Origin of the sequence: Actinoallomurus rhizosphaericola, assembly GCF_024055675.1 — a bacterium.
GTDB classification, from domain to species: domain Bacteria; phylum Actinomycetota; class Actinomycetes; order Streptosporangiales; family Streptosporangiaceae; genus Actinoallomurus; species Actinoallomurus soli.
The window spans coordinates 523,254-547,964 of record NZ_JAMXMW010000004.1 but is presented as its reverse complement, the minus strand read 5'-3'; the positions used below and the strand labels follow the sequence as shown (position 1 = coordinate 547,964).

At 71.4% G+C, this 24,711-nt stretch carries 16 protein-coding genes; 8 read left to right on the top strand and 8 right to left on the bottom strand.

The features are described from left to right. Window positions 1–108 precede the first annotated feature (108 nt). The 3 genes from NE234_RS13395 to NE234_RS13385 all read right to left on the bottom strand — a co-directional run bounded on the left by NE234_RS13395 (window position 109) and on the right by NE234_RS13385 (window position 5,816). Window positions 109–663, bottom strand: a complete 555-nt coding sequence (locus tag NE234_RS13395; RefSeq protein ID WP_252779285.1) for a hypothetical protein — start codon at window positions 661–663, stop codon at window positions 109–111. Beyond that, the gene (locus NE234_RS13390) at window positions 660–4,901 is read right to left on the bottom strand and encodes a CHAT domain-containing protein (RefSeq protein ID WP_252779284.1); all 4,242 of its coding nucleotides are present in this window, start codon (window positions 4,899–4,901) and stop codon (window positions 660–662) included. The genes NE234_RS13395 and NE234_RS13390 overlap by 4 nt, the downstream gene beginning before the upstream one ends. A 213-nt stretch (window positions 4,902–5,114) precedes the next feature. Further along, window positions 5,115–5,816 carry a GNAT family N-acetyltransferase gene (locus NE234_RS13385; RefSeq protein WP_252779283.1) on the bottom strand — a complete coding sequence of 234 codons (702 nt, stop codon included), beginning with the start codon at window positions 5,814–5,816 and terminating at the stop codon, window positions 5,115–5,117. Between the two features lie 305 nt (window positions 5,817–6,121). Between NE234_RS13385 and NE234_RS13380 the strand changes: the two genes are divergently transcribed. The 3 genes from NE234_RS13380 to NE234_RS13370 all read left to right on the top strand — a co-directional run bounded on the left by NE234_RS13380 (window position 6,122) and on the right by NE234_RS13370 (window position 12,549). Then, window positions 6,122–6,844 (top strand): DUF6973 domain-containing protein, encoded by a 723-nt coding sequence (locus tag NE234_RS13380; protein ID WP_252779282.1) that lies wholly within the window; start codon window positions 6,122–6,124, stop codon window positions 6,842–6,844. A 193-nt stretch (window positions 6,845–7,037) separates the two neighbouring features. Further along, window positions 7,038–11,114: a discoidin domain-containing protein gene (locus NE234_RS13375; RefSeq protein WP_252779281.1), complete on the top strand. Its 4,077-nt coding sequence runs from the start codon at window positions 7,038–7,040 to the stop codon at window positions 11,112–11,114. A 97-nt stretch (window positions 11,115–11,211) separates the two neighbouring features. Continuing rightward, on the top strand, window positions 11,212–12,549 hold the full coding sequence (locus tag NE234_RS13370; RefSeq protein WP_252779280.1) for an acyltransferase family protein: 1,338 nt from the start codon (window positions 11,212–11,214) through the stop codon (window positions 12,547–12,549). Here the strand turns inward: NE234_RS13370 and NE234_RS13365 are convergent, their stop codons facing one another. The 3 genes from NE234_RS13365 to NE234_RS13355 are packed head-to-tail and all read right to left on the bottom strand — an operon-like array spanning window position 12,550 to window position 15,103. Further along, window positions 12,550–13,023 (bottom strand): hypothetical protein, encoded by a 474-nt coding sequence (locus NE234_RS13365; RefSeq protein ID WP_252779279.1) that lies wholly within the window; start codon window positions 13,021–13,023, stop codon window positions 12,550–12,552. Continuing rightward, window positions 13,020–14,432, bottom strand: coding sequence for a sensor histidine kinase (locus NE234_RS13360; RefSeq protein WP_252779278.1), 1,413 nt, complete (start codon window positions 14,430–14,432; stop codon window positions 13,020–13,022). Before NE234_RS13360 ends, NE234_RS13365 begins: the two co-directional genes overlap by 4 nt. Further along, complete coding sequence (locus NE234_RS13355; RefSeq protein ID WP_252779277.1) at window positions 14,429–15,103, bottom strand: response regulator transcription factor; 675 nt, start codon at window positions 15,101–15,103, stop codon at window positions 14,429–14,431. Before NE234_RS13355 ends, NE234_RS13360 begins: the two co-directional genes overlap by 4 nt. 113 nt (window positions 15,104–15,216) lie before the next feature. Between NE234_RS13355 and NE234_RS13350 the strand changes: the two genes are divergently transcribed. Beyond that, a complete protein-coding gene (locus NE234_RS13350) occupies window positions 15,217–16,011 on the top strand; it encodes an SGNH/GDSL hydrolase family protein (RefSeq protein WP_252779276.1) in 795 nt (264 codons plus the stop codon). A gap of 65 nt (window positions 16,012–16,076) precedes the next feature. Here NE234_RS13350 and pruA read toward each other — a convergent pair whose 3' ends face one another. Both pruA and NE234_RS13340 read right to left on the bottom strand, forming a co-directional pair. Then, window positions 16,077–17,702, bottom strand: coding sequence for an L-glutamate gamma-semialdehyde dehydrogenase (pruA, locus tag NE234_RS13345; RefSeq protein ID WP_252779275.1), 1,626 nt, complete (start codon window positions 17,700–17,702; stop codon window positions 16,077–16,079). 14 nt (window positions 17,703–17,716) lie between these two features. Beyond that, window positions 17,717–18,643, bottom strand: coding sequence for a proline dehydrogenase family protein (locus tag NE234_RS13340; RefSeq protein ID WP_252779274.1), 927 nt, complete (start codon window positions 18,641–18,643; stop codon window positions 17,717–17,719). Window positions 18,644–18,761: 118 nt separating this feature from the next. On the opposite strand from NE234_RS13340, the gene NE234_RS13335 reads away from it, so the two are divergent. The 4 genes from NE234_RS13335 to NE234_RS13320 all read left to right on the top strand — a co-directional run bounded on the left by NE234_RS13335 (window position 18,762) and on the right by NE234_RS13320 (window position 24,704). Next, window positions 18,762–19,931, top strand: a complete 1,170-nt coding sequence (locus NE234_RS13335) for a PucR family transcriptional regulator (RefSeq protein ID WP_252779273.1) — start codon at window positions 18,762–18,764, stop codon at window positions 19,929–19,931. 165 nt (window positions 19,932–20,096) lie between these two features. Continuing rightward, window positions 20,097–21,653 carry an alpha-L-arabinofuranosidase B gene (locus NE234_RS13330; protein WP_252779272.1) on the top strand — a complete coding sequence of 519 codons (1,557 nt, stop codon included), beginning with the start codon at window positions 20,097–20,099 and terminating at the stop codon, window positions 21,651–21,653. A gap of 236 nt (window positions 21,654–21,889) precedes the next feature. Beyond that, window positions 21,890–23,326: an arabinofuranosidase catalytic domain-containing protein gene (locus NE234_RS13325; RefSeq protein WP_252779271.1), complete on the top strand. Its 1,437-nt coding sequence runs from the start codon at window positions 21,890–21,892 to the stop codon at window positions 23,324–23,326. Between the two features lie 85 nt (window positions 23,327–23,411). Beyond that, a complete protein-coding gene (locus NE234_RS13320; protein ID WP_252779270.1) occupies window positions 23,412–24,704 on the top strand; it encodes a poly(ethylene terephthalate) hydrolase family protein in 1,293 nt (430 codons plus the stop codon). The last annotated feature ends 7 nt before the right edge of the window (window positions 24,705–24,711 follow it).

Below are 24,711 nucleotides of genomic sequence, written 5' to 3'. Positions count from 1 at the left end.
AACGATCACGATCACCGTCGTGAGAGTGACCAGGGTCGGCAGAAAGGTCGAAAGCAGGGCGCGCTTGTCGAAGTACCCGGTTACTTCTTTCAGGATGCTCGCGAACATTCAGCCGCCGTCCAGCTCCATGGCGCCGTGGAACCACACGCGCCGGCAGTCGGGGGGCCGGTCACCGGTTGAGCGCGGCAGCCGATAGGAAGGTGGTGCGCATTTACGGCAGACATAGCGGCGTGACGGCAGACTGGGCGCGGCGCCCAGGCGTTCCGATGTCTCGCCGAGCAGTTCGAGCGGCAGGGCGGCGGCGGCCTCCCGCCGGGTCAGAACGCCGTACGGCCGGCCGTCTCGTTCGACCAGTGCCCCGGGAATCCCCGGCAGGAGGCCGAGAAGCTCCGCCAGGTCCAGAAGCATGGACTCCTCCATCAGTTCACCGTCCGGTTCGACGGTGAGCAGGTGAGGGAGACGCCCGGCCTGGTCGGCCAAGGAGCCCGGGTGTTCGGCGAGGGACTCCAGTTCCGCCCGGGTCACGACGCTGAGGGGCCGATCCTCGGACAGGAGAACCGTCAGCGGCCGCAGGTCCGGCCGGCGCAGAATGAGGGACGCCGGATCGGCTGCGGACGTACAGGAGACGCTGTCGGGGATCACAGCGATTCGTACAGGGATCATTTCGCCTGCCAATCTCCCACGAGGATGAAGGCGGCCCAGTGATAGGGGTCCGCGAACGGGCGACGTCCGTAGTCGATGACGGGCGGGGCTTCCGCTTTGAGTCGCAACAGTCGCAGCCGCCGCTCGATGGCGGCCTGGGCGCCCGGCTCGGAGGCCAGGAGGTCCTCATAGCAGCCGATGGCGCGTGCCAGGTCACCGGCGCGTACGGACAACCGGGCGATGGCGAGGCGGGACTCACCGGGGTCGTTGTCCATGCGCGCCGCAACGCGTTCGATGGCTTCACCGATGGTGAGGTCCCTGATCCACAGCTGAGCCGCGCGTAGTGCCGCTGCGGCCTGCTCGGAGGAGTTGAGGAGCCGGTCGTAGAACTCCTCCATGAGCAGCCCGGTGGACAGGTCGTCGACCGCCCACAGGCTGACCACGAGGGATACCGCGCCGGCCGTCATGAAGGCCCGGGCGAGTCCCATCACCTCCTCGCCGGGCCGGTGCTCGCCCAGCCCGCTCTCGCACGCGCTGAGGGTGACGAGGCGTGCGTTGAGCCGGAGGTCGTAGACCTCTTCGGCGGTGAGCCAGGTCGCGGAGGTGTCGCCGAAGGCCACACCCGACAGGTTCGAGTGTCCCTGGTCGAAATAGGCGTGGCAGGCGAGATGGATCACGTCGTGGTCGGACCCGCCGGTCGCGGTGAGAAGGGTCTTGGTGGCGGACGCTCCGAGGTACGGCCGGGTGCCCAGCAATGCCGCCACCGCCCGTGCCTCGCTGCGGGCATGGACGAGGTCGCTCCGGGAGTCGCCCACCACCAGTGCGGCCGGCGTGCTCGATGGAGAACGCTGCGCGTTGCGGGCCCGGCACTGGGCGAGGACCGACGCGCTCGGCAGATAACAGGTCGGGTTACGCTCGATCAGCGGCACGCCGTCCACGGTCACGGCGTGCAACGGCAGATGGTGCAAGGGCCCGGCCGGCACGAAACAGACCAGGTCGCCGGGCTCGGAGGCGTCGCGGATCGCGTTGCTCAGCGGTGCCAGCAGCTCGCTGAGGCGGGTGCCGGTCGTGGGCGTGCCGACGAGATCACGGGCCGCCGCGAGCAGATCCTGGTCAGGGGCTTCGAAGACCTCGAGCCGGACTCCCCCGTCCGCGGTCGCCAGGAGAGCGAGATAGGTCTCATCCGCCAACGCCGCCATCTCGACGAGCAGGACTCGTGGCCCGCCGGGGTCCGTCTCCAGTAGCCGCCGGACCTCCTCCGCCGTGCTCACCCGTCCGGCGACCGACTCACGGGACCCGAGCGTGTGCTGCATGAGCCGCTGCTCCAATCCGCGAAGTGCCTGGCTCTCCTGGGATATCTCATCCGCGATGCGCTGGGGAGAGACCGGACGCTCGTCCCCGAGGTCGCGTCCCAGAGCCGCCAGCTCGCGCAGCGTCTCCGTCTCAGAACCGGTACCCGTGACCAGCGACAGCAGCAGTCTTCGGCGTTCGCGGGAGGCTTTCACGGCGGCGGCGAGTTCGGCGGCCCGCGCACCGTACAGGGGGTGTCCCACGGACAGGGTGTCCACGAACGCCCTGGCCCGGCCCCGTTCCATCAGCTCCAGCGCGGTGTCGATCCGGCCGACCAACACCGCCGACGACACCGCCGTTCGAAGGAGGTGGAGGTGCCTCGTCTGCCAGCCGATCCGGTCCTCTTCCGCCCGAAGCCGGCCGCGTACCCCGTCGTAGAGGTCGATCGCGTGCACCAGCGCGTCCAGGGCCTCGGCGTGCCGGTCGAGGTGGGCCAGGCTGACACCGCGCAACCCGTGCCAAGCGGCGTGTTGCGCCAGCTGACCGTCCGGGGCCGGCGGGTGATCGCTCAGTACCCGCAACGCCTCCTCATGCGCTTGACGAGTCTGCAGTGTGCTCGCCAGGTTGGCCGCGTTGATCGCTTTGTACCTGACCGGGACCTTCTCCATCTGCAGCGTTTCTCGCAGGATCTGCTCCGCCCTGTCCTGGTCTCCCTGGAGCAGCCTGATCGTGGCTTCGAGATTGGCGATCTCTACGGCCTCGACCGTGCCCTCCGGTTTCCGTACTCCTTTCAGCACGTCAAGGGCCTGCTCGTACTCCCCGGTGTCCCGAAGCAGTTTCACCGCGAGGATCTGAGAACTCCGCCGATGGAAATCCACAATGATGCCTTCGACGCTTCGGAGCTGCTCGAGCGCCATCCCCTGATCACCGATACGGGCCGTGATATCGGCCCGTAGAACGCCGGCGAACGAACGTACGCTCCTCTGCACGACCACAGAAAGCTCCATGTGGTCCATGTCGATGCCGATGAAGTCGCGGCCATCGCGCTCCACCTCTTCGGCCCGCCGCCGGGTCAGCTCGCTGCTGCTCCAGTTCGGCAGGTCCGCCAGATAGGGGAAGACGGACTCGGCGGCCAAGAGGTGGTCGATCGCGCGTTGCACCTCTGAGCGGCGCAGGAGAACGTCCGCCAGCAACAGATCGACGTGGGCCGCGAATATCGGCAACTTCAGGGGAGTGAGCATCGCCCGTGCCGCCTCCAGCACCGTAGTGCTCTCCTCGAGCATCTGGCGCGGATTGAGTTCGACGTGATACCGCACGATAGGGCCAAGGACCGGCTGCAGACCTGGGATGATCTGCAGCATCCGCACGAATGGCTCGGAGCCGGAATGGATCACGGCCAGGAGCGCCTGCGATAGGTTCGGGATGCAGACCGCTTGCTGGAACAACCAGCGCAGTGCGTTCAGCGGCTGATCGTTACCCGGGGGCGCCGCCTCGACGGCGGCGATGAGAGCGCGGAGACCGTCTTGAATCCGGCCCCCATCGAACGACTGGTTCCAGACCTGCTCCTCGTCGCCATAAGCAGTGGTGACATAGGCCATGCCGTGCAGCATCAACGCATGCCAGTCGTCGGGCCGTTGAGCCAGTACCCGCTCCAACTCCTCCATGGCGGCGACCGGGCGGGCCTGATCCAGCAGCACGTGCGCCAGCACTCGCCGTGCCCGCGGATCGCCCGGATGCCGGGCGGTGAGCTCCCTCAGGAGCCGAGCCGCCGCGTCGAGACCTTCCAGGTCGAGGCCACCGGCCCGCATTCGTTCCAGAAGGTCCACGGCAGGGCCGACCCGGTCGAGTGAAACCAGACATCCGGCCAGGGGCAGGTGGATCAGGCGCTCGTCGAGCCCTGCCTCAACAGCCCTCGTGAACCCGCCCAGAGCCGTTCGGTGATCGCCTGCTTCGGACAGGCGCATGCCAAGGACGGCCTGGAGGTCGGCGAACTGCGACAGCCGCTCGTCGGCGACGGCATCGCGCGCCGCCTGCAGAGCCCGCTCGGGGCCGTCCATCTGCTCGAGCAGAGCCAGCCGATCGACGACGACCACGGTCATCAGCTCGTCTGTCGGAACCTCCTCAAGGTAGGCCTCCTGCTTGCTCGTCGCGGGGCTCTCGGCCAGCCGGTCCTTCTCGGAGAGCGCCAGCTCCACGCAGGCGTCCATGTCCCTGAGAGCGTCCTGGAGCCGACCGACCTCGCGACGCATGCGGGCCCGGCTGACAAGATGTCGCGGCTCCTCCGGCTCCAGGCGTATCGCTTCGTCCACCGCTTGGAGCGCATCCTCGCGCTGCCCGAGCTCCAGGAGTGCCGCCGCCTTGATGACGTGGCTTGTCGCCCGCTCCGGGAGAACGGCGATGAAGCGGCCGAACAGGTCGACGGTCTCAGCGAACCGTCCCAGCCGGAAGGCCGCATAGGCGCCGGCGAACAAGGCGGACTTGTCTTCGGGGACGATGCGGAGAGTGAGGTCTGCCATCGCGGCGGCCTGTTCGTACTGCTTCTCCTGATAGGCGGCGAGCGCGGTCGATCCGAGGGCGGTGGCCACGTCCTCCGGGGGCAAGAACTCCTCGATCTTCGGTAGCCCTCGATCAGCGTGCTCGAATTCGCACCATATCTGGACGAATTCCCGGGCGCGCTCGACGGCGCCCTCGAAGTCGGCCGAGCTGCGGTCGAGCAGGGCCAGGTTGACCAAGGCCAGAAGTTCGCCGTGGGCCACCCCGGCTGCGCGTGACGTGTCGCGCAGCAGCTCGAATGTCGCCCGGCATCCGGCCACGTCTCCCACGTGGCCCTGGAGGTCTCCCAACAGGGTGCTCAGCTCGGCGTGGACCACCACGTCTTCGAACGTCCGGTCTTCATCGGACGCGAGGAGTTCTTGGACGCCTTGCCGCAGAAGCGCTATCGCGGCGTCGATCCGGCCTTCCTGCGCCAATGAGCGCGCCCGGCCGACATACGCCGTCGCCATCGGGTGAGGCTCGCCCATCGCCGTATCCCATCGCCGACTCCTTTGTTGGACGCGAACCGCGGCCCTTTGGTTGCGCACGGGTTCGGCGGCTCTGCACTGAGCGTGGGCGCCTCGGTGAACATGCCGGGGCCTCGGCGACGACGGTTACGGCCTCCACGCGGACCAGCGTGTCCGAGGCCGTCACGGCGTGCGGAACCCGCGGAAGGTCACGTGTCCGCGGACCTCGAAGCCGAGCCGCTCGTACAGTGCGATCGCACCGGTGTTCGCCTCGGCCACGTGGAGGAAGGGGCGTTCGCTCCGCGCCAGGATGCGGGCCACCAGCGCGCGGACGAGGCGGGCGGCGTGGCCGCGCCCGCGCGCGTCGGGGGCGGTGCAGACGGCGCTGATCTCCGTCCATCCCGGAGGCCGGAGCCGTTCGCCCGCCATCGCCACCAGCCTGCCGCCGTCGCGGATGCCGAGATAGGTGCCGAGTTCGCGGGTGCGCGGCCAGAACGGCCCCGGTCGCGTCCGCTCGACGAGGTCGAGCATCTCGGGCACGTCGTCCGCGCCGAGTTCGACCACGCCGGTGTCGGTCTCGGCGGGGCGATCGGGGCTGCCGCCGTCGGGCCAGAGCAGCTGGAGGCCGTCGAGGACGAAGACCGGCTCCCAGTCCGGCGGCGGGAGGACCGGGCAGCTGAACAGGTCGGCGAACTCACCTCGGCCGAGCAGCCGGGCGAGGTCGGCCCACTCCCCCGGATCCGGGTCGGTGGACACCGCGGAGAAGGTCGCGACTCCCGGCAGGTAGGTGGCGGCCCGGCCGCGCCGGCGGGCGAGGTGGGCGTGGTGACCGCGGAGCGACTCGCCCACCGGGTCGTCGAGTACGGCGTCGTCGCGGTCGGCCATCATGCTGCGCCTCTCGGGTCGTGTCCGGAAATCGACGACCAGGATGTCACTGCGTGCCGCCGCGTCCTCGGCTCGCCCTCGACGGCACGGCGGCGAGCGGGCCGGCCCGTAACGGGCCGGCGCCGTGGGGGGCCGGCGCCGTGGGGGTCGGCAAGCAGTCCGTCTCGCCGGCTTGGTTGATTGTTCAGGCTTTGATCGGCGCCTCCCGTCGCCGTAGCCGATCAACAAACCGGGTTCTACACAGGATGCGACGGCCCGCCCCATCACGGCCCGGGGCCGGACACATCGAGGAAGGACCCACCCAGATGACCCGCACACCGCGCACCACCGCCGCACTGCGACGGACGACCGCCACCCTCGCCGCCACGATCCTCACCGTCATGACCCTCGCGATCTGCGCGCTGTGGTCCGTACCGGCCCACGCCGACCCCGCCCTCCCCATCCCGCCCCGTCCTCCCCAGCGGCCCGGCCAGGCTTCGGCCGCCACCGGCCTGACCCCCGCCGAGCAGGCGATGTGCGAGAAGGACGTCGCCAAGTGCGGTCTCTCGGCGGACTCACGGACCTTCGCGTTCGCCAACGACAATCAGGTCGCCGGGATCGCGAACGCCAAGCCGAACGACAAGGTCGACGCGGCCCGGCACTGCCTGTGGCAGCTGTCGCTGTCCGCGTGGTTCGGCACCGACTACGCCGCGCAGTGGGGCGACGTGCACGAGCAGAACGGCGACGCCATGGAGACGCACGCGATGGATCTGCACAACAACATCGTCGCCCGGTCCCTGGCGAACGATCCCACTCTGAAGAATCTCGTCGACCAGGCCAACGCCGACCTGAGCGCGCCCAACCCCGCCGGGGACAGTCCTGTCGTCGACCCCTCCGACAAGGACGCCGTCAACCAGCAGATCATCGCTCTGTGCACCACCGCGATCGGCCAGGCCGTCCAGGTCGCCTACGCGCCCGGGGCCGGCCCCTCACTGCCCGACCAGCTCGTGCCGGACCCCCGCGACCGCTTCGTCTACCTCAGCCATTGATCCGGAACCACCCACATGGGCAACCGGCCCCCGCGCGTCCTCGGCGCGGGGGCCGTCCCTGTTCCGGGAGAACGGGCGTCGGCGTAGGTCTTGACAGGAGCCGACGCGGAGCGGAATCTATGACAACGTTGTCATCTGCGCTGTGCGCCTTAGCTCCTCCGGTCGGCTCGCGCTGGGGATTGGAATTCCGGTCATGGCAGATCAGCCGAATGTTCGTACGCCCTCACGACGATCCTTCCTCGCCGCCGGATCGACTCTCCTGGGCGGCTTCGGCCTCGGACTCCTGAATCCCGGGACGAGCTCCGCCGCCGAGCGCGCCGGCGCCCCCGCCGGGCGTACGTCGGAGGAGCTCGCCGCGTACCGTCCGGTCGCGGTCTCCTCGACCGCCTACGCGCCCACGCCCGGCGCGTTCGTCGTGGACCGGCTCGCCTCCCCCGGGGTGCGGGGCACCGGATGGCGGGCCGCGGACGGCGACCCGCAGTGGATCTCGGTCGATCTGCAGGCGGAGTGCCAGGTCACGTCGATCCGCCTGACGTTCGAGGCCGCGGACGGCGACCCGGTGTTCGTGCCCCCCTCCACGGGCAACCCGAACGAGGGCACCACCGGCAAGGAGATCCTGTCGAGCTACGCGCGCGACTTCGTCGTCGAGACCTCACGGGACAACCGTTCGTGGACGACCGTGCACCACACCACCGACGGCACCGGCGGCGTGGTGAACATCGACCTGGCCGCGGCGGTCGCCGCGCGGTGGGTGCGGATGACGGCGCGCAAGCGTTCCAGCGCCAACCCGCTGGGCCTCAACGGCTTCGAGGTGTACGGCGTCGAGCCGGGGCACCGGCCCTCGGCCACCGGGTGGACCGACTGGGGCACGCACCACCATGAGCCTCCGGCCCTGAAGGTCGCCGCGGACGGCACGGTCCCGTTGGAGTCGGGCTGGACGCTGACCATGGACGACTGGGCCGGCGGCGAGGGCGCGGACCTGTCCCGTACCTCCGTGGACACCAGCGGATGGCTGCCGGCGACCGTTCCCGGCACGGTCCTCGCCTCGCTGGTCGAGCAGGGACACCTGCCCGACCCGGTCGCCGGGCTGAACAACCTGCACGTCCCCGAGGCGCTGTCGCGCCACTCGTGGTGGTACAAACGCGACTTCGAGCTGCCGCGCGGCCTGCGCACCGGGCCGGGACGCCACGTCTGGCTGGAGTTCGACGGCGTCAACCACCAGGCCGACATCTGGCTCAACGGACGGCACGTCGGCGGGCTGACCTACCCGTTCGCCCGCTCCGCCCACGACGTGACGTCACTGCTCGCCGAGCGCGGCGGAAACGCGCTGGCGGTGAAGATCACGCCGATGCCCGTCCCCGGCAGCCCCGGTGACAAGGGCCCGGATGGGGCGTCCATGGTGGACGCCGGCGCCCAGATGATGAACCTCAACTCGCCGACGTACCTCGCCTCCTCCGGCTGGGACTGGATGCCGGCCGTACGGGACCGCGCGGCCGGCATCTGGAACCACGTGCGCCTGCGCTCCACCGGCCACGTCGTGATCGGCGACCCGTGGGTGGATACCGCGCTGCCGGAGCTGCCCGACACCTCCGTCGCCGAACTCACCATCGTCGTCCCGGTCCGCAACGCCGACTCCTCCGACCACGCGGCGACCGTCACCGCGTCCTTCGACGACGTACAAGTCTCGAAGGACGTGACGGTCCCGGCCGGCCAGAGCGTCGACGTCACCTTCGCCCCCGATGCCTACGGCCGGTTGCGGGTGCACGACCCGAAGCTGTGGTGGCCCAACGGTCTCGGCGATCCTCACCTGCACGACCTGACGATGACCGCTTCGGTCGGCGGGAAGGAGAGCGACCGGCGCACCACCCGGTTCGGCATCCGCCGCTTCGGCTACGAGTACAAGGTGCCGCTGCCGTTCACCGACGACACCGACGCCTACACCCAGTCCGTCGACGTCGGCCGGCAGAGCGCCCGCTACGTACGGATCAGATGCCTGACGCGCGCCACCGGCTGGGGGGCCTCGCTGTGGACGCTCTCGGTCTTCGACAGCGCCCGGCCGGGAACGGACCTGGCCCTGAACGCGAAGGCCACCGCCTCCGGTGTGGACGAGGACGACCACCAGCCCGGGAACGCCACCGACGGCAACCCGGACACCCGCTGGTCCTCGGAGTACAAGGACGACCAGTGGATCCAGGTCGACCTCGGATCCACGCAGTCGTTCGACCGGGTCGACCTGGTGTGGGAGCGGGCGTACGCCCGGACGTACGTCGTCCAGGTGTCCGCCGACGGCACGACCTGGACCGACGCGAAGTCCGTCGACAACACGGCCACTCCCCTCCCCTTCAACGGCAGCTCCGCGAGCCTGCGGGTCGAGGACTTCACCGCCCGGACCGCCCGCTTCGTACGGATCCAGTGCGGCTTCCGCGCGACGAGCTGGGGCAACTCGCTGTGGTCCCTGGCCGTGATCGACAGCTCCGATCCGAGTACGGATCTCGCCCTGCACCGGCCGGTCAAGGCCTCGAGCGAGGACTCGTCGAACCCGGCGGCAGGCGCCACCGACGGCGACCCGGGCACGCGGTGGTCCTCGGAGTACAAGGACGACCAGTGGATCCAGGTGGACCTGGGCTCCTCGCGGCGATTCGACCGGGTGGCGATCGTCTGGGAGACGGCGTACCCGAAGACGTACGTGATCCAGGTGTCCGACGACGGTGACACGTGGACCGACGTGAAGTCCGTCAGCAACACCCCGGAACCGCTGAAGATCAGCGTCAACGGCGTCCGTGTCCTCGCCCGCGGCGGCAACTGGGGCTGGGACGAGCTGCTGCGCCGGATGGACCCGGCCAGGATGGACGCGGCGGTGCGCATGCACCGCGACATGAACTTCACCATGATCCGCAACTGGGTCGCCTCCAGCGACCGGGAGGAGTTCTTCGCCGCCTGCGACGAGCACGGCATCCTGGTGTGGAACGACTTCCCCAACGCCTGGGGGATGGACCCGCCGGACCACAAGGCGTACAACGACCTGGCCACGGACACCGTGCTCCGCTATCGCATCCACCCGTGCGTCGTGGTCTGGTGCGGTGCCAATGAGGGCAACCCGCCGTCCGCGATCAACAAGGGCATGCGCGACGCGGTCCAGTCGCAGGCCCCCGGCATCCTGTACCAGAACAACTCGGCGGGAGGCATCGTCACCGGCGGCGGCCCGTACTACTGGATCGAGCCGGAGAGGTACTACGACCCGTCGTCCTACGGCAGCCACAGCTTCGGCTTCCACACCGAGATCGGCATGCCCGTCGTCTCGACCGCCGAGAGCTTGCGCCACATGGTCGGCGACCAACCGGAGTGGCCGATCGGCGGGGCCTGGTACTACCACGACTGGAGCGAGCACGGGAACCAGGCGCCGCAGGCCTACAAGGCCGGGATCGAGGCCCGCCTCGACACGGCGACGGACCTCGACGACTTCGCCCGCAAGGCGCAGTTCGTCAACTACGAGAACACGCGCGCCATGTTCGAGGCGTGGAACGCCAACCTCTGGAACGACGCCAGCGGCCTCATGCTGTGGATGTCGCACCCGGCGTGGCACAGCACGGTGTGGCAGACCTACGACTACGACTTCGACGTCAACGGCGTCTACTACGGGGCCCGCACGGCCTGCGAACCGCTGCACGTCCAGGCCGATCCCCTGAAGTGGCAGGTCATCGCGGTCAACCACACCACGCAGACGCTCAAGGGCGCGACGGTCAAGGCTCACGTGTACGACCTGTCCGGCAAGGAGCTCGGCACCGTACGGAGCGCGAAGGTCGACCTCGCGCCCGCCGCCACGGCGCAGGCGTTCACCGCCGGCTGGACCGGCGACCTGCCCGACCTGCACCTCCTGCGGCTGACCCTCGAGGACGGCTCGGGCCGATCGCTGTCGCGGAACACCTACTGGCGCTACCGCACTCCGGCCGCGATGAGGGCCCTGAACGGCATGAGGCAGGTCAAGGTCACGGCCTCCGTCGGGCGGATCACCCGCTCCGGGCCTCGCCACGGCCTGACCGCGACGGTACGGAACAGGGGTTCGGCGGTCGCCGCGATGGTCCGGCTGTCGCTGCTGGACGACAAGAGCGGCGAGCGTGTCCTGCCGACCCTGTACGGCGACAACTACCTGTGGCTGCTGCCCGGTGAGTCGCGGACCGTCACGCTGTCGTGGCCCGCCGGGGCGCTGCCCTCCGGCCGCCCGCTGCTGCGGGTGGAGCCCTACAACGGCCCGCGGACCCTGGCCCGGTGACGGCGGCGCCCCGGAACGCCGTCGGAGGGAGCGGTTACGACACGACTGCGACCTGACGGGGACGGCGCCTCCACACGGGCTCGGCACAGTCGGCATCATGACGCGAGTTCAGCCGGCCGGAGACGCCCGGCCGACCATGGACGACGGGCCGACCAAGGGCGCTCGGCCGACCAGGGCCGCTGAGCCATCCATGGACGCTCGGCCGTCCAAGGGCGCTCGGCCGTACGGCGCGGGCAGGACGCACCTGCCCGCGCTGGACGGGCTGCGGGGTGCCGCGATCGCCGGAGTGCTGCTCTTCCACACCGGGCACCTGTCCGGCGGCTTCCTCGGGGTCGACCTGTTCTTCGCCCTGTCCGGCCACCTCATCACGGACCTGCTGCTGCGGGAGATCGAGGCGACCGGCACCGTGTCGCCGGCCGCCTTCTGGGGCAGGCGGATCCGCCGGCTGCTGCCCGCGCTGGCGGCCATGCTGGCCGGCGTGACCGTGCTGGTCCGCGTGGTGGGGCCGCCGGACCTGGTGCGCACCACGCTCGCGGACGGCCCGTGGGTGCAGGTGAACCTGGTCAACTGGCACCTGCTCGCGGAGTCGGCGGGCTACTGGGACCGGTTCGGCGCGGCCCGCGTGTTCGAGCACCTGTGGAGCATCGCGGTCGAGGAGCAGTTCTACCTGGTGTGGCCGCTGCTCCTGCTGCTCATCGCCCGAGGCGGGCGGCGGGCCGGCGACCGGGCCGCGGTGGCCGCACGGCGGGTGGGCCACCGGGTGGCGGTGACCGCGGCCGTGGGCTCGGCCGTCTCCCTGGCGCTGATGATCGCGCTCGCCGACCCGGCGGACCCGACCCGGGTGTACACCGGCACCGACACCCGGGCGTTCTCCCTGCTGCTGGGCGCCCTCGTCGCCACTCCGCCGGCGCGCGCGGTGCTGGCCCGCGCGGCCGGCCGGTGGGCGGGCGCGGCGTCGGCGGCACTGGTGGTCGGGCTGGGCACGGCGTGGTGGCTCGTCGACGGCGTGACGGCGCCCTGGCTGTTCACCGGCGGGCTCTTCGCGCACTCACTGGCCTCGGCACTGCTGGTCGGGCTGTGCGTACGGGCGCCGCAGACGCCGGTCGCCCGGATCCTCGCCCTGCGGCCGCTGCGGTGGCTCGGGCTGATCTCCTACAGCCTCTACCTGTGGCACTGGCCCGTCTTCGTGCTGCTCTCCCCTGAGCGGACGGGACTCGGCGGGTGGGCCCGTACGGGGATGGTGTGCGCCGTCTCGATCGGCCTGGCCGCGCTGTCGAAGTACCTGGTCGAGGACCCGATCCGGTTCCGCGCCACGTGGGCCCGGGGGCGAAGCGGGGTGCTCGCCTTCGCCGCGGTCATGGCCGCGCTGGCGGTGCTGTGGTCGGCGCCGCCCGTCCCTGCCCCCGCACCCATCGATGTCACCGACCTGGGCTGATCACCTGATCAGCGGACAGGTCCGGCGCCGGTCCGACTCGGGGGTGGGCAACGTGAAGCGGACCTGCACCTTCGTGCTCCTCGACCCGCCGCCCTGTACGTGGACGCCCAGCGCGGTGCACACGATCTGGTCGATGCCCAGGGGCGTCACGTCCCGGACCGTCAGCGGCACCATCAGCCGGATCAGGCCGGGCCCGGCGCTCACCACGACCGCCACCGCCGAGCTCGACGCGATCTCCGTGTGCAGGCCGGACTCGCCGGGTCCGAACAGCAGCAGCGACAGGGCCTCGGGGATCGTGCCCAGGCGGCCGGTCCGCCGCAACTGCGGCCGGAGCCGCTCGTGCCCGTCGACGAAGTACAGCGTCACCCCGGGCGCCACGCCCGTGGGCGCCCGGCCCGCGTCGGCGGGCCCGGACGGCCGGACGCCGCAGGAGCCGAGCAGCAGGACCACCACCGCCGGCCAGATCCGCTTCACGCGCCCTCCAGGTTCCGCGGCAGTCGCAGGACGAACCGCGCACCGCCGCCGCGCGCGTTGCCCGCGGTCAGGTCGCCACCGTGCAGGCGCGCGTTCTCCAGCGCGATCGCCAGGCCGAGCCCGCTGCCCGGGGTCCGTACGCGGGCGGCATCGGCCTTGTAGAACCGGTCGAACACGCGCGGCACCACGTCCCCGGGCAGGCCCGGTCCGCCGTCGGTGACCTCGATCCGTACCTGCTCCGGTGACGCCGAGACGGCCACGCGCACCGGCGGTCCGCCGTGCCGCAGCGCGTTCCCGACCAGGTTCGCGACGATGACGTCGAGCCGGCGCCGGTCCAGCCTGAGCAGGACCTCCTCCGGCGCCGCCAGGTCGACCCGGTCCAGCCAGCCCCGGGCGCGCAGGCAGTCCCGTACGGCGCCGGCCACGTCGACCTCCTCCCGCCGCAGCCGGGCGGTGCCGGCGTCGAAGCGGGACACCTCCATCAGGTCCTCCACCAGCCGGACCAGCCGGTGGGTCTCGGTGATCGCCAGCTGCGCGGACTCGCGGGCGTCCGCCTCCATGCCGGCGGTCGCGGTCGCCAGCACCTCCACCACCGCCGTCAGCGTGCTCAGCGGGGTGCGCAGCTCGTGAGAGACGTCCGCGGCGAACCTCCTCGCGTCCGCCTGCAGCCGCCGCATCGTGGCCATGGACGTCTGCACCGACTCGGCCATCTCGTTGATGGTGACGGTCAGCTCGGCCAGCTCGTCGGCGCCCTGGGGCGGTGACCGCGCGGCGAGGTCACCGGCGGCCAGCCGGCGCGCGGTGTCGCGGAGCTCGCGCACCGGGCGCAGCACGCTGCGCGCGGCCAGCAACGCCAGCAGCACCGCCGGCGGCAGCGCGAGCGCGGCGGTACCGGCCGCCGACCAGGCGAGGCCGTCGATCTGCCGGTCGACGCCGGTGAGGTCGCGCACGGCGTACACCTCGATGCCGGACGGAGTGCGCGCGCCGTCCGGCCCGGTGATCACAATGGGGATGCCGACCAGCAGCCACGGCCTGCCGCCCGCGGTGATCCGCTGCGCGACGAGGCGCTTCCGGGTGCGCACGGCGGCGCGCAGCGCCGCGGTGACCAGACCGGTGTCGGCGCCGTTCGCGGACCGCAGGTTCCGGTAGGTCACCAGGGTGTCCGGGCCGACGGCCGCACGCAGCCGGTCGAGCGCGTCCTGATCCGGCGGATAGGTCAGCTGAGGGGTGATCGCGCCGATCTGGCCGGCGATGCTCTCGGTGAGGCGCCGCTCGGTCGAGGTGACCAGCGCGGTGCTCGCCGAGCCGGCACTCGACCAGGCCGCCGCCGCGGCACCGAGCACGGTGACCAGCACGAAGGTGAGCAGCAGCCGGGCGCGCAGGCCGCGCGGCCACAGCCGCCCGGTCATACCGGCCCGAACCTGTAGCCGAAGCCGCGTACGGTCTGCACGTACTCCGGGCTCGCCGGATCTGCCTCGATCTTCGCTCGGAGCCGCTGCACGCAGTTGTCGACCAGCCGGGAGTCGCCGAGGTAGTCCTGCTCCCACACGTCCTCCAGCAGCCGCTGCCGGGTGAACACCCGCCCGGGCGCCCGCGACAGGGTCAGCAGCAGCCGCAGCTCGGTCGGCGTCAGCGTCACCGGGTCGCCGTGCAGCGAGACCGTCAGCGCCGTGGTGTCGATGGACAGGTCGCGGTGTACGCGTACGCCGTCGGGAGCGCCGGTGCTGCGGCGCAGCACCGCGCGGATCCGCGCGTCGAGCACGGTCGGCCGCGCCGGCTTGACGACGTAGTCGTCCGCGCCGGCCTCCAGGCCGCCGACGACGTCGAAGTCGTCACCACGCGCGGTGAGGATGATCACGGGCACCGCGCCGGCCGCCCGGATGCGGCGGCACACCTCGATTCCGTCGATGCCCGGCAGCATGAGGTCGAGCACCACCAGATCCGGCGTCGCCGACCGCAGCGCGCGCAGACCGTCCTCGCCGGTGTCCGCGGTACGGACGTCATGGCCGTGTCGGCACAGCGCGAGCTGGAGCCCCCGCCGGACCAGAGGATCGTCCTCGATGAGCAGAATCGCCGCCACCCGTCCAGAATGGACGATGCCGGGCGGGCTCGGCGGCGGCGCCGGACTCCTGCGACACGATCGCGACACGACGGCGGAGGCGCCGGGACACGGTCGCGGCACCGTTCGGGCCCATGACCAAGACGCGGACTCCTCTCCTCGGCCTGACCAGGACGGCAGGTGCCGTCCTCGCCCTGACCGGCCTGCTCCTGCCGGCCGCCGCCTGTTCCGGTGACGCACCCGCGGCGACCGGCACGCCCCGGCCGGCCGGCGCGACCGCCCGCCCGGCCCTGTCCAAGGTCCTGTTCCTCGGCGACTCCATCGCCGCGGGTGAGGCGCTGCCCCTGACCGCGGCGTTCAGGGCCGGCGGCGTCGGGTTCCAGTCGATCGCCGCCGACGGCGGCGGGAACGTCGTAGGACCGTTCTCCGAACACAACTGGAAGAAGCTGCCCGGACAGATCGCCTCCGCCGCGCCCACCGTGGTCGTCTACCAGATCACCACCTACGACTGGGGCGGCCCGCAGGCGCAGCGGGCCGCCTACGAGAAGCTGCTGACCACCGTGACCGGGTCGGGCGCGAGACTCGTCTTCGTCACCGCGCCGCCGATCAGGCCCGACGACTTCTACCGGCCGCACCTGGCCGACCTGGCCCGCGCCCCGGGTGCCGCCCGGGCGGTCGCGGCCCGGGCCTCGGACCGGGCCGCCGTCCTCGACGCCGGCGCGGTGTGGGGCCGCACCTACCAGCGGGCCGAAGGGGGCAGGACCTACCGCAGCACCGACGGCATCCACACCTGCCCGCAGGGCGCCGCGCGCTTCACCGGCTGGCTGCTCGCCGAGTTGGCCAAGCTGTTCCCCGGCTTCACGCCGCCTGAGCCGCGATCCTGGGCCAACACCGGCTGGTCCGGCGACGCCCGCTTCCACGGCTGCTGATCCCCTTACGGCCGCCGGCGCAGGTCCCGCACGTCGTTGGGCGGGACCTGCGGGCTCGGCGAGGGTCAGCCCATGTGCGGGTAGCGGTGGCCGGTCGGCGGGACGAAGGTCTCCTTGATGGTCCGGGTGGACGTCCAGCGCAGCAGGTTCTGCGCGGAGCCCGCCTTGTCGTTGGTGCCCGAGGCGCGTCCGCCGCCGAAGGGCTGCTGGCCGACGACCGCGCCGGTGGGCTTGTCGTTGATGTAGAAGTTGCCGGCGGCGAACCGCAGCGCCTCGGTGGCGCGGGCGATGGCGACCCGGTCCCGGGCGAAGATCGCGCCGGTCAGGGCGTACGGGCTGACCGACTCCATCTGGGCGAGCATCGGCTCGTAGGCGGCGTCGTCGTAGACGTGGACGGCCAGGATCGGGCCGAAGAACTCGGTGCGGAACACCTCGTCCCCCGGGTCGTCGCAGACGAGCACGGTCGGACGGACGAAGTAGCCCTCGGTGTCGTCGCAGGTCCCGCCCGCCAGGACGTCGATGGCGGGGTCTTTGGCCGCGCGCTCCAGGACGTCCTTGAGCCGGCCGAAGGACCGGGCGTCGATCACCGCGCCGCCGAAGTTGCGCAGGTCCCGTACGTCTCCCATGGTGAGCGCCTCGGTCTCGGCGACCAGTTCGTCCTTGATCCGCTCCCAGAGGGAGCGCGGCACGTAGGCGCGGGAGGCGGCGGAGCACTTCTGCCCCTGGTACTCGAACGCGCCGCGGATCAGCGCGGTGACCAGCGCCGCCGGGTCCGCCGAGGAGTGCGCGACGACGAAGTCCTTGCCGCCGGTCTCGCCGACCAGACGCGGATAGGAGCGGTAGCCGGAGAGGTTCTCCCCGACGGTGCGCCACAGGTGCTGGAAGGTCGCGGTCGAGCCGGTGAAGTGCACGCCCGCCAGGTCGGGGTCGGCCAGGACGACGTCGGAGACGGCGCGGCCGTCCCCGGTGACCATGTTGATCACACCGGGCGGGAGCCCGGCCTCCTCCAGCAGCCGCAGGGTGAAGTGCGCGGCGAACTGCTGGGTCGGCGACGGCTTCCAGATCACGGTGTTGCCCATCAGGGCGGGCGCGGTCGGCAGGTTCGCGGCGATCGCGGTGAAGTTGAACGGGGTGACCGCGTAGACGAAGCCCTCCAGCGGCCGGTGGTCGGCGCGGTTCCACACGCCGGGCGACGAGACGGGCTGCTCGGCCAGGATCTGGCGGGCGTAGTGAACGTTGAACCGCCAGAAGTCGGCCAGTTCGCAGGGCGCGTCGATCTCGGCCTGCTGGGCGGTCTTGGACTGGCCCAGCATGGTCGCGGCGGCGATCGTCTCCCGCCAGGGCCCCGACAGCAGGTCGGCGGCGCGCAGGAGGATCGCCGCCCGGTCGTCGAAGTCGAGCGCCCGCCAGCCGGGGGCGGCCCGGCGGGCGGCGTCCAGGGCGTCCCGCGCGTCGGCGTGGTCGGCGTTGGCGGTGGTGCCCAGCACCTCACGGTGGCTGTGCGGCTGGACGACCGGGATCCGTTCGCCGCCGCCCATCCGCTCCCGGCCGTCGATCGTGCAGGTCAGCTCGGCGCCGCCCGCCGACAGCTCGGCCAGCCGGGCCTCCAGCCGGGCGCGCTCGGGGCTGCCGGGCCGGTAGTCGTGCACCGGCTCGTTGGCCGGAGTGGGGACGCGGGTGATGGCGTCCATCGAACCTCCTGAGGTCAGTGGCGGGTGGTGAAGGAGCGCAGGAAGAAGGCGAGGTTCGCCGGCCGCTCGGCCAGGCGGCGCATGAAGTAGCCGTACCAGTCGGCGCCGTAGGGGACGTACGCGCGGATCCGCCGACCCTCGGCGGCCAGCCGCCGCTGCTCGGCGTCGCGGATGCCGTACAGCATCTGGAACTCGTAGGTGTCGGCTGAGCGGCCGTGCCTCTCGGCGAGCCGGAGGGCCAGCTCGATCATCCGGGGATCGTGCGAGGCGACCATCGGGTAGCCGTCTCCGGCCATGAGGGTCCGCAGGCAGCGCGCGTAGGCCAGGTCCACGTCGCGCTTGCTCTGGTAGGCCACGGAGGCGGGTTCCTTGTAGGCACCCTTGACCAGGCGCACCCGCGACCCCTCGACGGCCAGGGCCCGTACGTCGTCCTCGGTGCGCAGCAGGTACGCCTGCAGGACGGCGCCCGTACGCGGGAAGTCGCGGCGCAGCTCCGCGAGGATCCCCAGGGTGGAGTCGACGGTGGTGTGGTCCTCCATGTCGAGCGTGACGGTGGTGCCGATGGCCTCGGCAGCCTCGCACACCCGGCGGGCGCCCGCGAGGGCGAGGTCGTGGCCGCCGGGCAGGCCCTGGCCGAACGCCGAGAGTTTGACCGAGACCTCGGCGCGTCCGCCCAGCCCCTTGCCGCCGAGCGCGTCCAGCAGCGCGAGGTAGGCGTCGCGGTTGCGGTGGGCCTGCGCGACCTCGGTGATGTCCTCGCCCAGGTGGTCGAGGGTGACGTCGATGCCGTCGGCGGTCAGCGCCTCGACGACCTGCAACGCCTCGGGCAGCCCGTCCCCGGCGATGAAACGGTCGACGACCGGCCGGGTCACGGGGGTCCGGCTGACGAGCCGGTGCATCCGGTCACTGCGCGAGGCGGCGAGCAAGACAGGGCCCAGCACTGGCGACCTCCCAGGTCAGGCAGGGGTTATCGATGCCTCGAAGGTAGGAGCCGCGCGGTGCGGTCGCCATCGACAGCGGTCACGATCTCGGGCACCACGTCTTGTACATTTGTATGAAATGAGCGACTACCAGAGCCTGGTGGACGAGGTGTCGGCGCTCCTTCAGGCACCGGTGACGCTGGAGGACCGGGAGTTCACCCTCATCGCCTTCAGCTCCCACGAGGACGACCTGGACCCGGTCCGTACGCGCTCGATCCTGCGCCGTCGCTCCACCCCGGCGGTACGCGCCTGGTTCGAGGGCTTCGGGATCGCCCACGCGACCGGCCCGACCCGCACCCCCGCGGACCCCGCCGAGGGGATCCGCGCCCGGCTGTGCCTGCCGGCCCGGCACGAGGGCGCCCTGTACGGCTACCTGTGGCTGCTGGACGACGGCGCCGTCGACCCCGCCGATCCCCGCATGACCCGCGTGATGGCCCTGGCGACCCGCGCCGGACGGCTGCTGGCCGCCGACACCTGGCACGGAGAGGCCGCGCCGCGGGCCTTCGCGCAGCTGCTGTCGGGCTCGGCCGCGGACCGCGCCGAGGCCGCCCGGACTCTCGGCGCCCTGCGGCATCCGGTCTCCACGTCCGCGTCCGTCACCGTCGTCTGGGTGAGCCCCGCCCCGCACCTCGCCGCCGCCCGGCTCCCGTACGGCGTGCCGGCCCATCGGAGCGAGGGCGGCCTGGCGCTTCTCGTGCCGCTGCCGGACCGCACCGGCACCGCCCCCGCTCAGGCGATCGCCGCCGGGCTGCTCGATCCGGGGACCCGCTCACCCCGGGCACTCGCGGGCGTCGGCGGCGCCAGGACGGACCTGCTCGATGTGCCGCACTCCTGGCGGGAGGCCCGGGCGGCCGTACGGGCGGCGTGCGCCGAACCGCGGCTCGGGCCCGTGGCCTGCTGGGACGGGCTGGGCGCCTACCGGCTGATCGCCGCGCCCCCGATGGCGACACCCGCGGCGCCGCCCGCCGACCCGGTGCTGCTTCCGCTCCTGGACCCCGCGCGCGCCGAACTGCTGCGCACCGCCGAGACGTACCTGGACCACGCCGGTCATGCCCAGCGCACCGCCGAGGCCCTGTCGGTGCACCGGCAGACCCTGTACTACCGGCTGTCCAGGATCAAGGCACTGACCGGCCTGGACCTGGACTCCGGAGCGGACCGCCTCCTGCTGCACCTGGCCATCAAGACCTTCCGCCTGGCCACCGCGCCCGAGGCCCCGGCCGGCGCCCGGGACCCGCACGCCGAGGACTGAGAACGGCCGCCCGGGAGGGGAAGACCGGGGCGCTGACGCTTTGACAGGAAAAGCGTCAAGTAATCGGCGAAAGGTCGTTGACACCCCGAAACCGGCGTTTTACCGTCCAGGCGACCACTTCCGAACACCGTTCGGTATGTCGAACAGTGGAGGCGACGTCGCGAAATGAATGTTCTGTCACAACTTCGCCGTGCCCGAAAAGCACTGATCTCGGCGGGCGCGGCGGTCGCGCTCGCCGCCGGTCTCCAGGCCGGCATACCCGCGTCCTCACAGGCCGCGACGTCGCAGCCCTGTGACATCTACGCGAGCGGTGGCACACCCTGCGTCGCGGCGCACAGCACCACCCGCGCCCTCTACGCGTCCTACAACGGCCCGCTCTACCAGGTCCGGCGTTCCTCGGACAACACCACGCGGGACATCGGCGTGCTGAGCGCCGGCGGGGTCGCCGACGCCGCGGCCCAGGACTCCTTCTGCTCCGGCACCACCTGCGTCATCACCGTCATCTACGACCAGTCCGGCCGGGGCAACAACCTCACCCAGGCACCCGGCGGCGGCGCGGCCGGCGGGCCGGACAACCTCGCCAACGCGACCGCCGCGCCGACCACGGTGGGCGGCCACAAGGCCTACGGCGTCTACGTCGCGCCCGGCACCGGCTACCGCAACAACCACACCAACGGCATCGCGACCGGTGACCAGCCGGAGGGCATGTACGCCATCTTCGACGGCACCCACTACAACGGCGGCTGCTGCTTCGACTACGGCAACGCGGAGACCAGCAGCAACGACACCGGCAACGGCCACATGGAGGCCATCTACTTCGGCAACATCAAGGTCTGGGGGTACGGCGCGGGCAACGGCCCGTGGATCATGGCCGACCTGGAGAACGGCCTGTTCTCCGGCGTGAACCAGCACTACAACGCCAACGATCCGACGATCAACTACCGGTACACCACCGCCATCATCAAGGGCGAGCCGAACCACTGGGCCATCCGCGGCGGCAACGCCCAGTCGGGCGGGCTGTCGACCTTCTACAACGGTGTACGGCCCAACGTCTCCGGTTACAACCCGATGCACAAGGAAGGTGCCATCATCCTCGGGATCGGCGGCGACAACAGCAAGGGCGCCGCCGGCACCTTCTACGAGGGCGTCATGACCTCCGGCTACCCCTCGGACTCCACCGAGAGCGCGGTCCAGGCCAACATCACGGCCGCCGGCTATGCGACGTCGAGCGGCGGCGGTGGCACGGGCGGGACGCTCACCCCGGGCTCGTCGGTCTCGCTGCGCGCGACGACGGCCTGCTGCACGGACCGCTACATCCGGCACCAGAACGACCAGGCCGTCACGTCGGTGATCAACTCGTCCAGCTCGTCCCTGGACAAGAACGACGCCACGTGGATCGTGCACAGCGGACTGGCCAGCAGCTCGTGCGTGTCGTTCGAGTCGAAGAACTACCCCGGTGACTACCTGCGGCACCAGAACTTCCAGGTGTACCGGCAGACCAACGACGGCAGCGCGCAGTTCGCCGCGGACGCCACCTTCTGCCCGCAGAGCGGCAAGAACGGCCAGGGCGTCTCGCTGGCCTCCTACAACTACCCGGACCGGTTCATCCGGCACTACAACAACACCGTCTACGTCGCCAGCAACGGAGGCTCGCACACCTTCGACAGCTCGACCTCCTGGACCGACGACGTGAGCTGGATCGTCGACGCACCCTGGGCCTAGACACCGGCCGCTCGAACGGAGCCGTCCCCGGGCCAGGGGGCGGCTCCGCGCCGTTGAAAGACGGATGAAAGGCCACGCCCGCTCGCCGGCGGTGTCCGTCCGCCGCGACCAGCGGCGTCGGCAGGCGTCCTCGCGGGGCGTGTACGGCGTCTTGACACCGTTCGCCCGGCACTCATACTCCCGCTCAGATATCCAGTATCTCGGCATGTGTTCGAGATATCGAACAGGGAGCACACGTGCGACAGGGCAACTCTCCACCTCGCCGGTGGTGGCGGGCGACGGCCACGGCCGCCGGCGCCGTCACGCTCGCGCTCGCCGGCGCCGCGGCGGTCGGAACGCAGATGGCGTCGTCGGCCACGACAGGCTGCCGGGTCGACTACTCGATCAGCTCCCAGTGGTCCGGAGGCTTCACCGCCGCCGTGACGGTCACCAACCTCGGTGACGCGGTCAACGGCTGGCGGCTGACGTGGAGCTTCCCGGCCGGGCAGACCATCAGCCAGCTGTGGAACGGGTCCTACACCCAGTCGGGGGCGCAGGTGACCGTCACCAACGCCTCGTACAACGGCGCCATCGCGAGCGGCGCCGGCGTCGACCTCGGGTTCAACGGCACCTGGAACGGCAGCAACCCGGTCCCGACCTCGTTCGCCCTCAACGGCACGACGTGCACGGGCAGTGTCACCGGAACGCCCACGGACACGCCCACCCCGCCGCCGTCCTCCCGGCTGCCGTGCGACATCTACGCGAGCGGCGGCACGCCGTGCGTCGCGGCGCACAGCACCACCCGTGCGCTGTACGCGTCGTACAGCGGCCCGCTCTACCAGGTGCGCCGGTCCTCGGACAACACCACCCGCAACATCGGCGTGCTGAGCGCGGGCGGAGTCGCCGACGCCGCCGCGCAGGACTCGTTCTGCTCCGGCACCACCTGCCTCATCACCGTCATCTACGACCAGTCCGGCCGCGGCAACAACCTCACCCAGGCGCCTCCCGGCGGGTTCTCCGGCCCGGCCGCGGGCGGCTACGACAACCTCGCGAACGCCACCGCCGCGCCGACCACGGTGAACGGCCACAAGGCCTATGGCGTCTACGTCGCCGCCGGCACCGGCTACCGCGACAACAGCACGAACGGCATCGCGAAGGGCGACCAGCCGGAGGGCATGTACGCCGTCTTCGACGGCACCCACTACAACGGCGGCTGCTGCTTCGACTACGGCAACGCCGAGACCAACAGCCGGGACAACGGCAACGGGACGATGGAGGCCATCTACTTCGGCAACATCAAGGTCTGGGGGTACGGCACCGGCAACGGGCCCTGGATCATGGCCGACCTGGAGAACGGCCTGTACTCCGGCCGGAACGCGGGTTACAACGCGAACGACCCGACCATCGACCACCGGTACACGACCGCCATCGTCAAGGGCGAGCCGAACCACTGGGCCATCCGGGGCGGCGACGCCCAGTCGGGCGGGCTGTCCACGTTCTACGACGGGCAGCGCCCCAACGTCTCGGGCTACAACCCGATGAAGAAGGAGGGCGCCATCATCCTCGGAATCGGCGGCGACAACAGCCACGGTTCCGCAGGGACCTTCTACGAGGGCGTCATGACCTCCGGCTACCCCTCGGACGCCACCGAGAACGCCGTCCAGGCCGACATCACGGCCGCCGGCTACCGCTGACCCCGCTGCGGCCCGCCGCCCCGTACGCGCGGGGTGGCGGGCCGCGCACCCTTTCCACCCACGGCACCGACGAGGAGATCCCCTCATGGCAGAACAGACCCCACCACCTCAGGCACCGGAGGGCGCCCCGGCCCGCCGGATCCGATCCGGCTCCCCCGCCCGGCCGCTGCGGCTGGCCGTCGCCGCGATCGCCGCCCTGGCGGCGATGATCGCGCTGACGGTCGCCACCTGGCCCGCGTCCGCCGCCGGCAATCCGTACCAGCGGGGTCCGGACCCCACCCTGGCCAGTGTCGCGGCGAGCCGGGGGACCTTCGCCACCGCGCAGGTCAGCGTGCCGGCCGGCAACGGCTTCAACGGCGGCACGATCTACTACCCGACCGACAGCAGCCAGGGGACCTGGGGCGCGGTCGCGATCGTGCCCGGCTACACCGCGCTGTTCGCCAACGAAGAGGCCTGGATGGGGCCCTGGCTGGCGTCCTTCGGGTTCGTCGTCATCGGCATCGAGACCAACAGCCGCACCGACTTCGACACCGCACGAGGCACCCAGCTGCTGGCCGCGCTGGACTACCTCACCCAGAAGAGCCCCGTACGGGACCGGGTCGACTCCGCCCGGCTGGGCGTGATCGGGCACTCCATGGGAGGCGGCGGCGTCGTCTACGCCACCGAGCACCGGCCGTCGCTGAAGGCCGCGGTCGCGCTCGCGCCCTTCTCCCCCTCGCAGGACATGTCGACCGACCACGTGCCGACGATGGTCATGGGCGGGCAGAACGACACGGTGGTCACCCCGTCCTACCTGGACGGCCTGTACGCGACCATGCCGGCCTCGACGCAGAGCGACTTCGTCCAGCTGGCCGGCGCCGACCACGTGGCCTACACGCACCCGAACACGACCGAGATGCGGCTGCTCATCCCCTGGCTGAAGATCTTCCTCGACGACGACACGCGCTACACGCAGTTCCTGTGCCCGCTGATGGACTCGACGGGCGTCTCGGCGTACCACAGCAAGTGCCCGTACGTTCCGCCGGGTGGATCGACGTCCACGCCCACGCCCACTCCGACGATCACGCCGACGCCGCCGCCGTCCGGCGCCTGCAGCGCGACGTACCGCACCGTCAACTCCTGGTCCGGCGGCTACCAGGGTGAGGTCACGGTGACGGCGGGCGACGCGGCGATCAACGGGTGGACCGTCCGGTGGAACCTCGGCGGAGGCCAGACCGTCACCCAGGTCTGGAACGGCACGCTGAGTACGAGCGGCTCCACCGCCACCGTGACGAACGCGTCGTACAACGGCTCGCTCCAGGCGTCCGCGTCGACCACATTCGGGTTCCTCGCGAACGGAACGCCATCGACGCCGGCCATCACCTGCACGAGTCCCTGAGTACGAC

Coding starts and splice junctions, on each gene's coding strand:
- NE234_RS13395 (WP_252779285.1), bottom strand. CDS start 663: ATGATCCCTGTACGAATCGCTGTGATCCCCGACAGCGTCTCCTGTACG.
- NE234_RS13385 (WP_252779283.1), bottom strand. CDS start 5,816: ATGGCCGACCGCGACGACGCCGTACTCGACGACCCGGTGGGCGAGTCG.
- NE234_RS13380 (WP_252779282.1), top strand. CDS start 6,122: ATGACCCGCACACCGCGCACCACCGCCGCACTGCGACGGACGACCGCC.
- NE234_RS13375 (WP_252779281.1), top strand. CDS start 7,038: ATGGCAGATCAGCCGAATGTTCGTACGCCCTCACGACGATCCTTCCTC.
- NE234_RS13370 (WP_252779280.1), top strand. CDS start 11,212: ATGACGCGAGTTCAGCCGGCCGGAGACGCCCGGCCGACCATGGACGAC.
- NE234_RS13360 (WP_252779278.1), bottom strand. CDS start 14,432: ATGACCGGGCGGCTGTGGCCGCGCGGCCTGCGCGCCCGGCTGCTGCTC.
- NE234_RS13350 (WP_252779276.1), top strand. CDS start 15,217: ATGACCAAGACGCGGACTCCTCTCCTCGGCCTGACCAGGACGGCAGGT.
- pruA (WP_252779275.1), bottom strand. CDS start 17,702: ATGGACGCCATCACCCGCGTCCCCACTCCGGCCAACGAGCCGGTGCAC.
- NE234_RS13335 (WP_252779273.1), top strand. CDS start 18,762: ATGAGCGACTACCAGAGCCTGGTGGACGAGGTGTCGGCGCTCCTTCAG.
- NE234_RS13330 (WP_252779272.1), top strand. CDS start 20,097: ATGAATGTTCTGTCACAACTTCGCCGTGCCCGAAAAGCACTGATCTCG.
- NE234_RS13320 (WP_252779270.1), top strand. CDS start 23,412: ATGGCAGAACAGACCCCACCACCTCAGGCACCGGAGGGCGCCCCGGCC.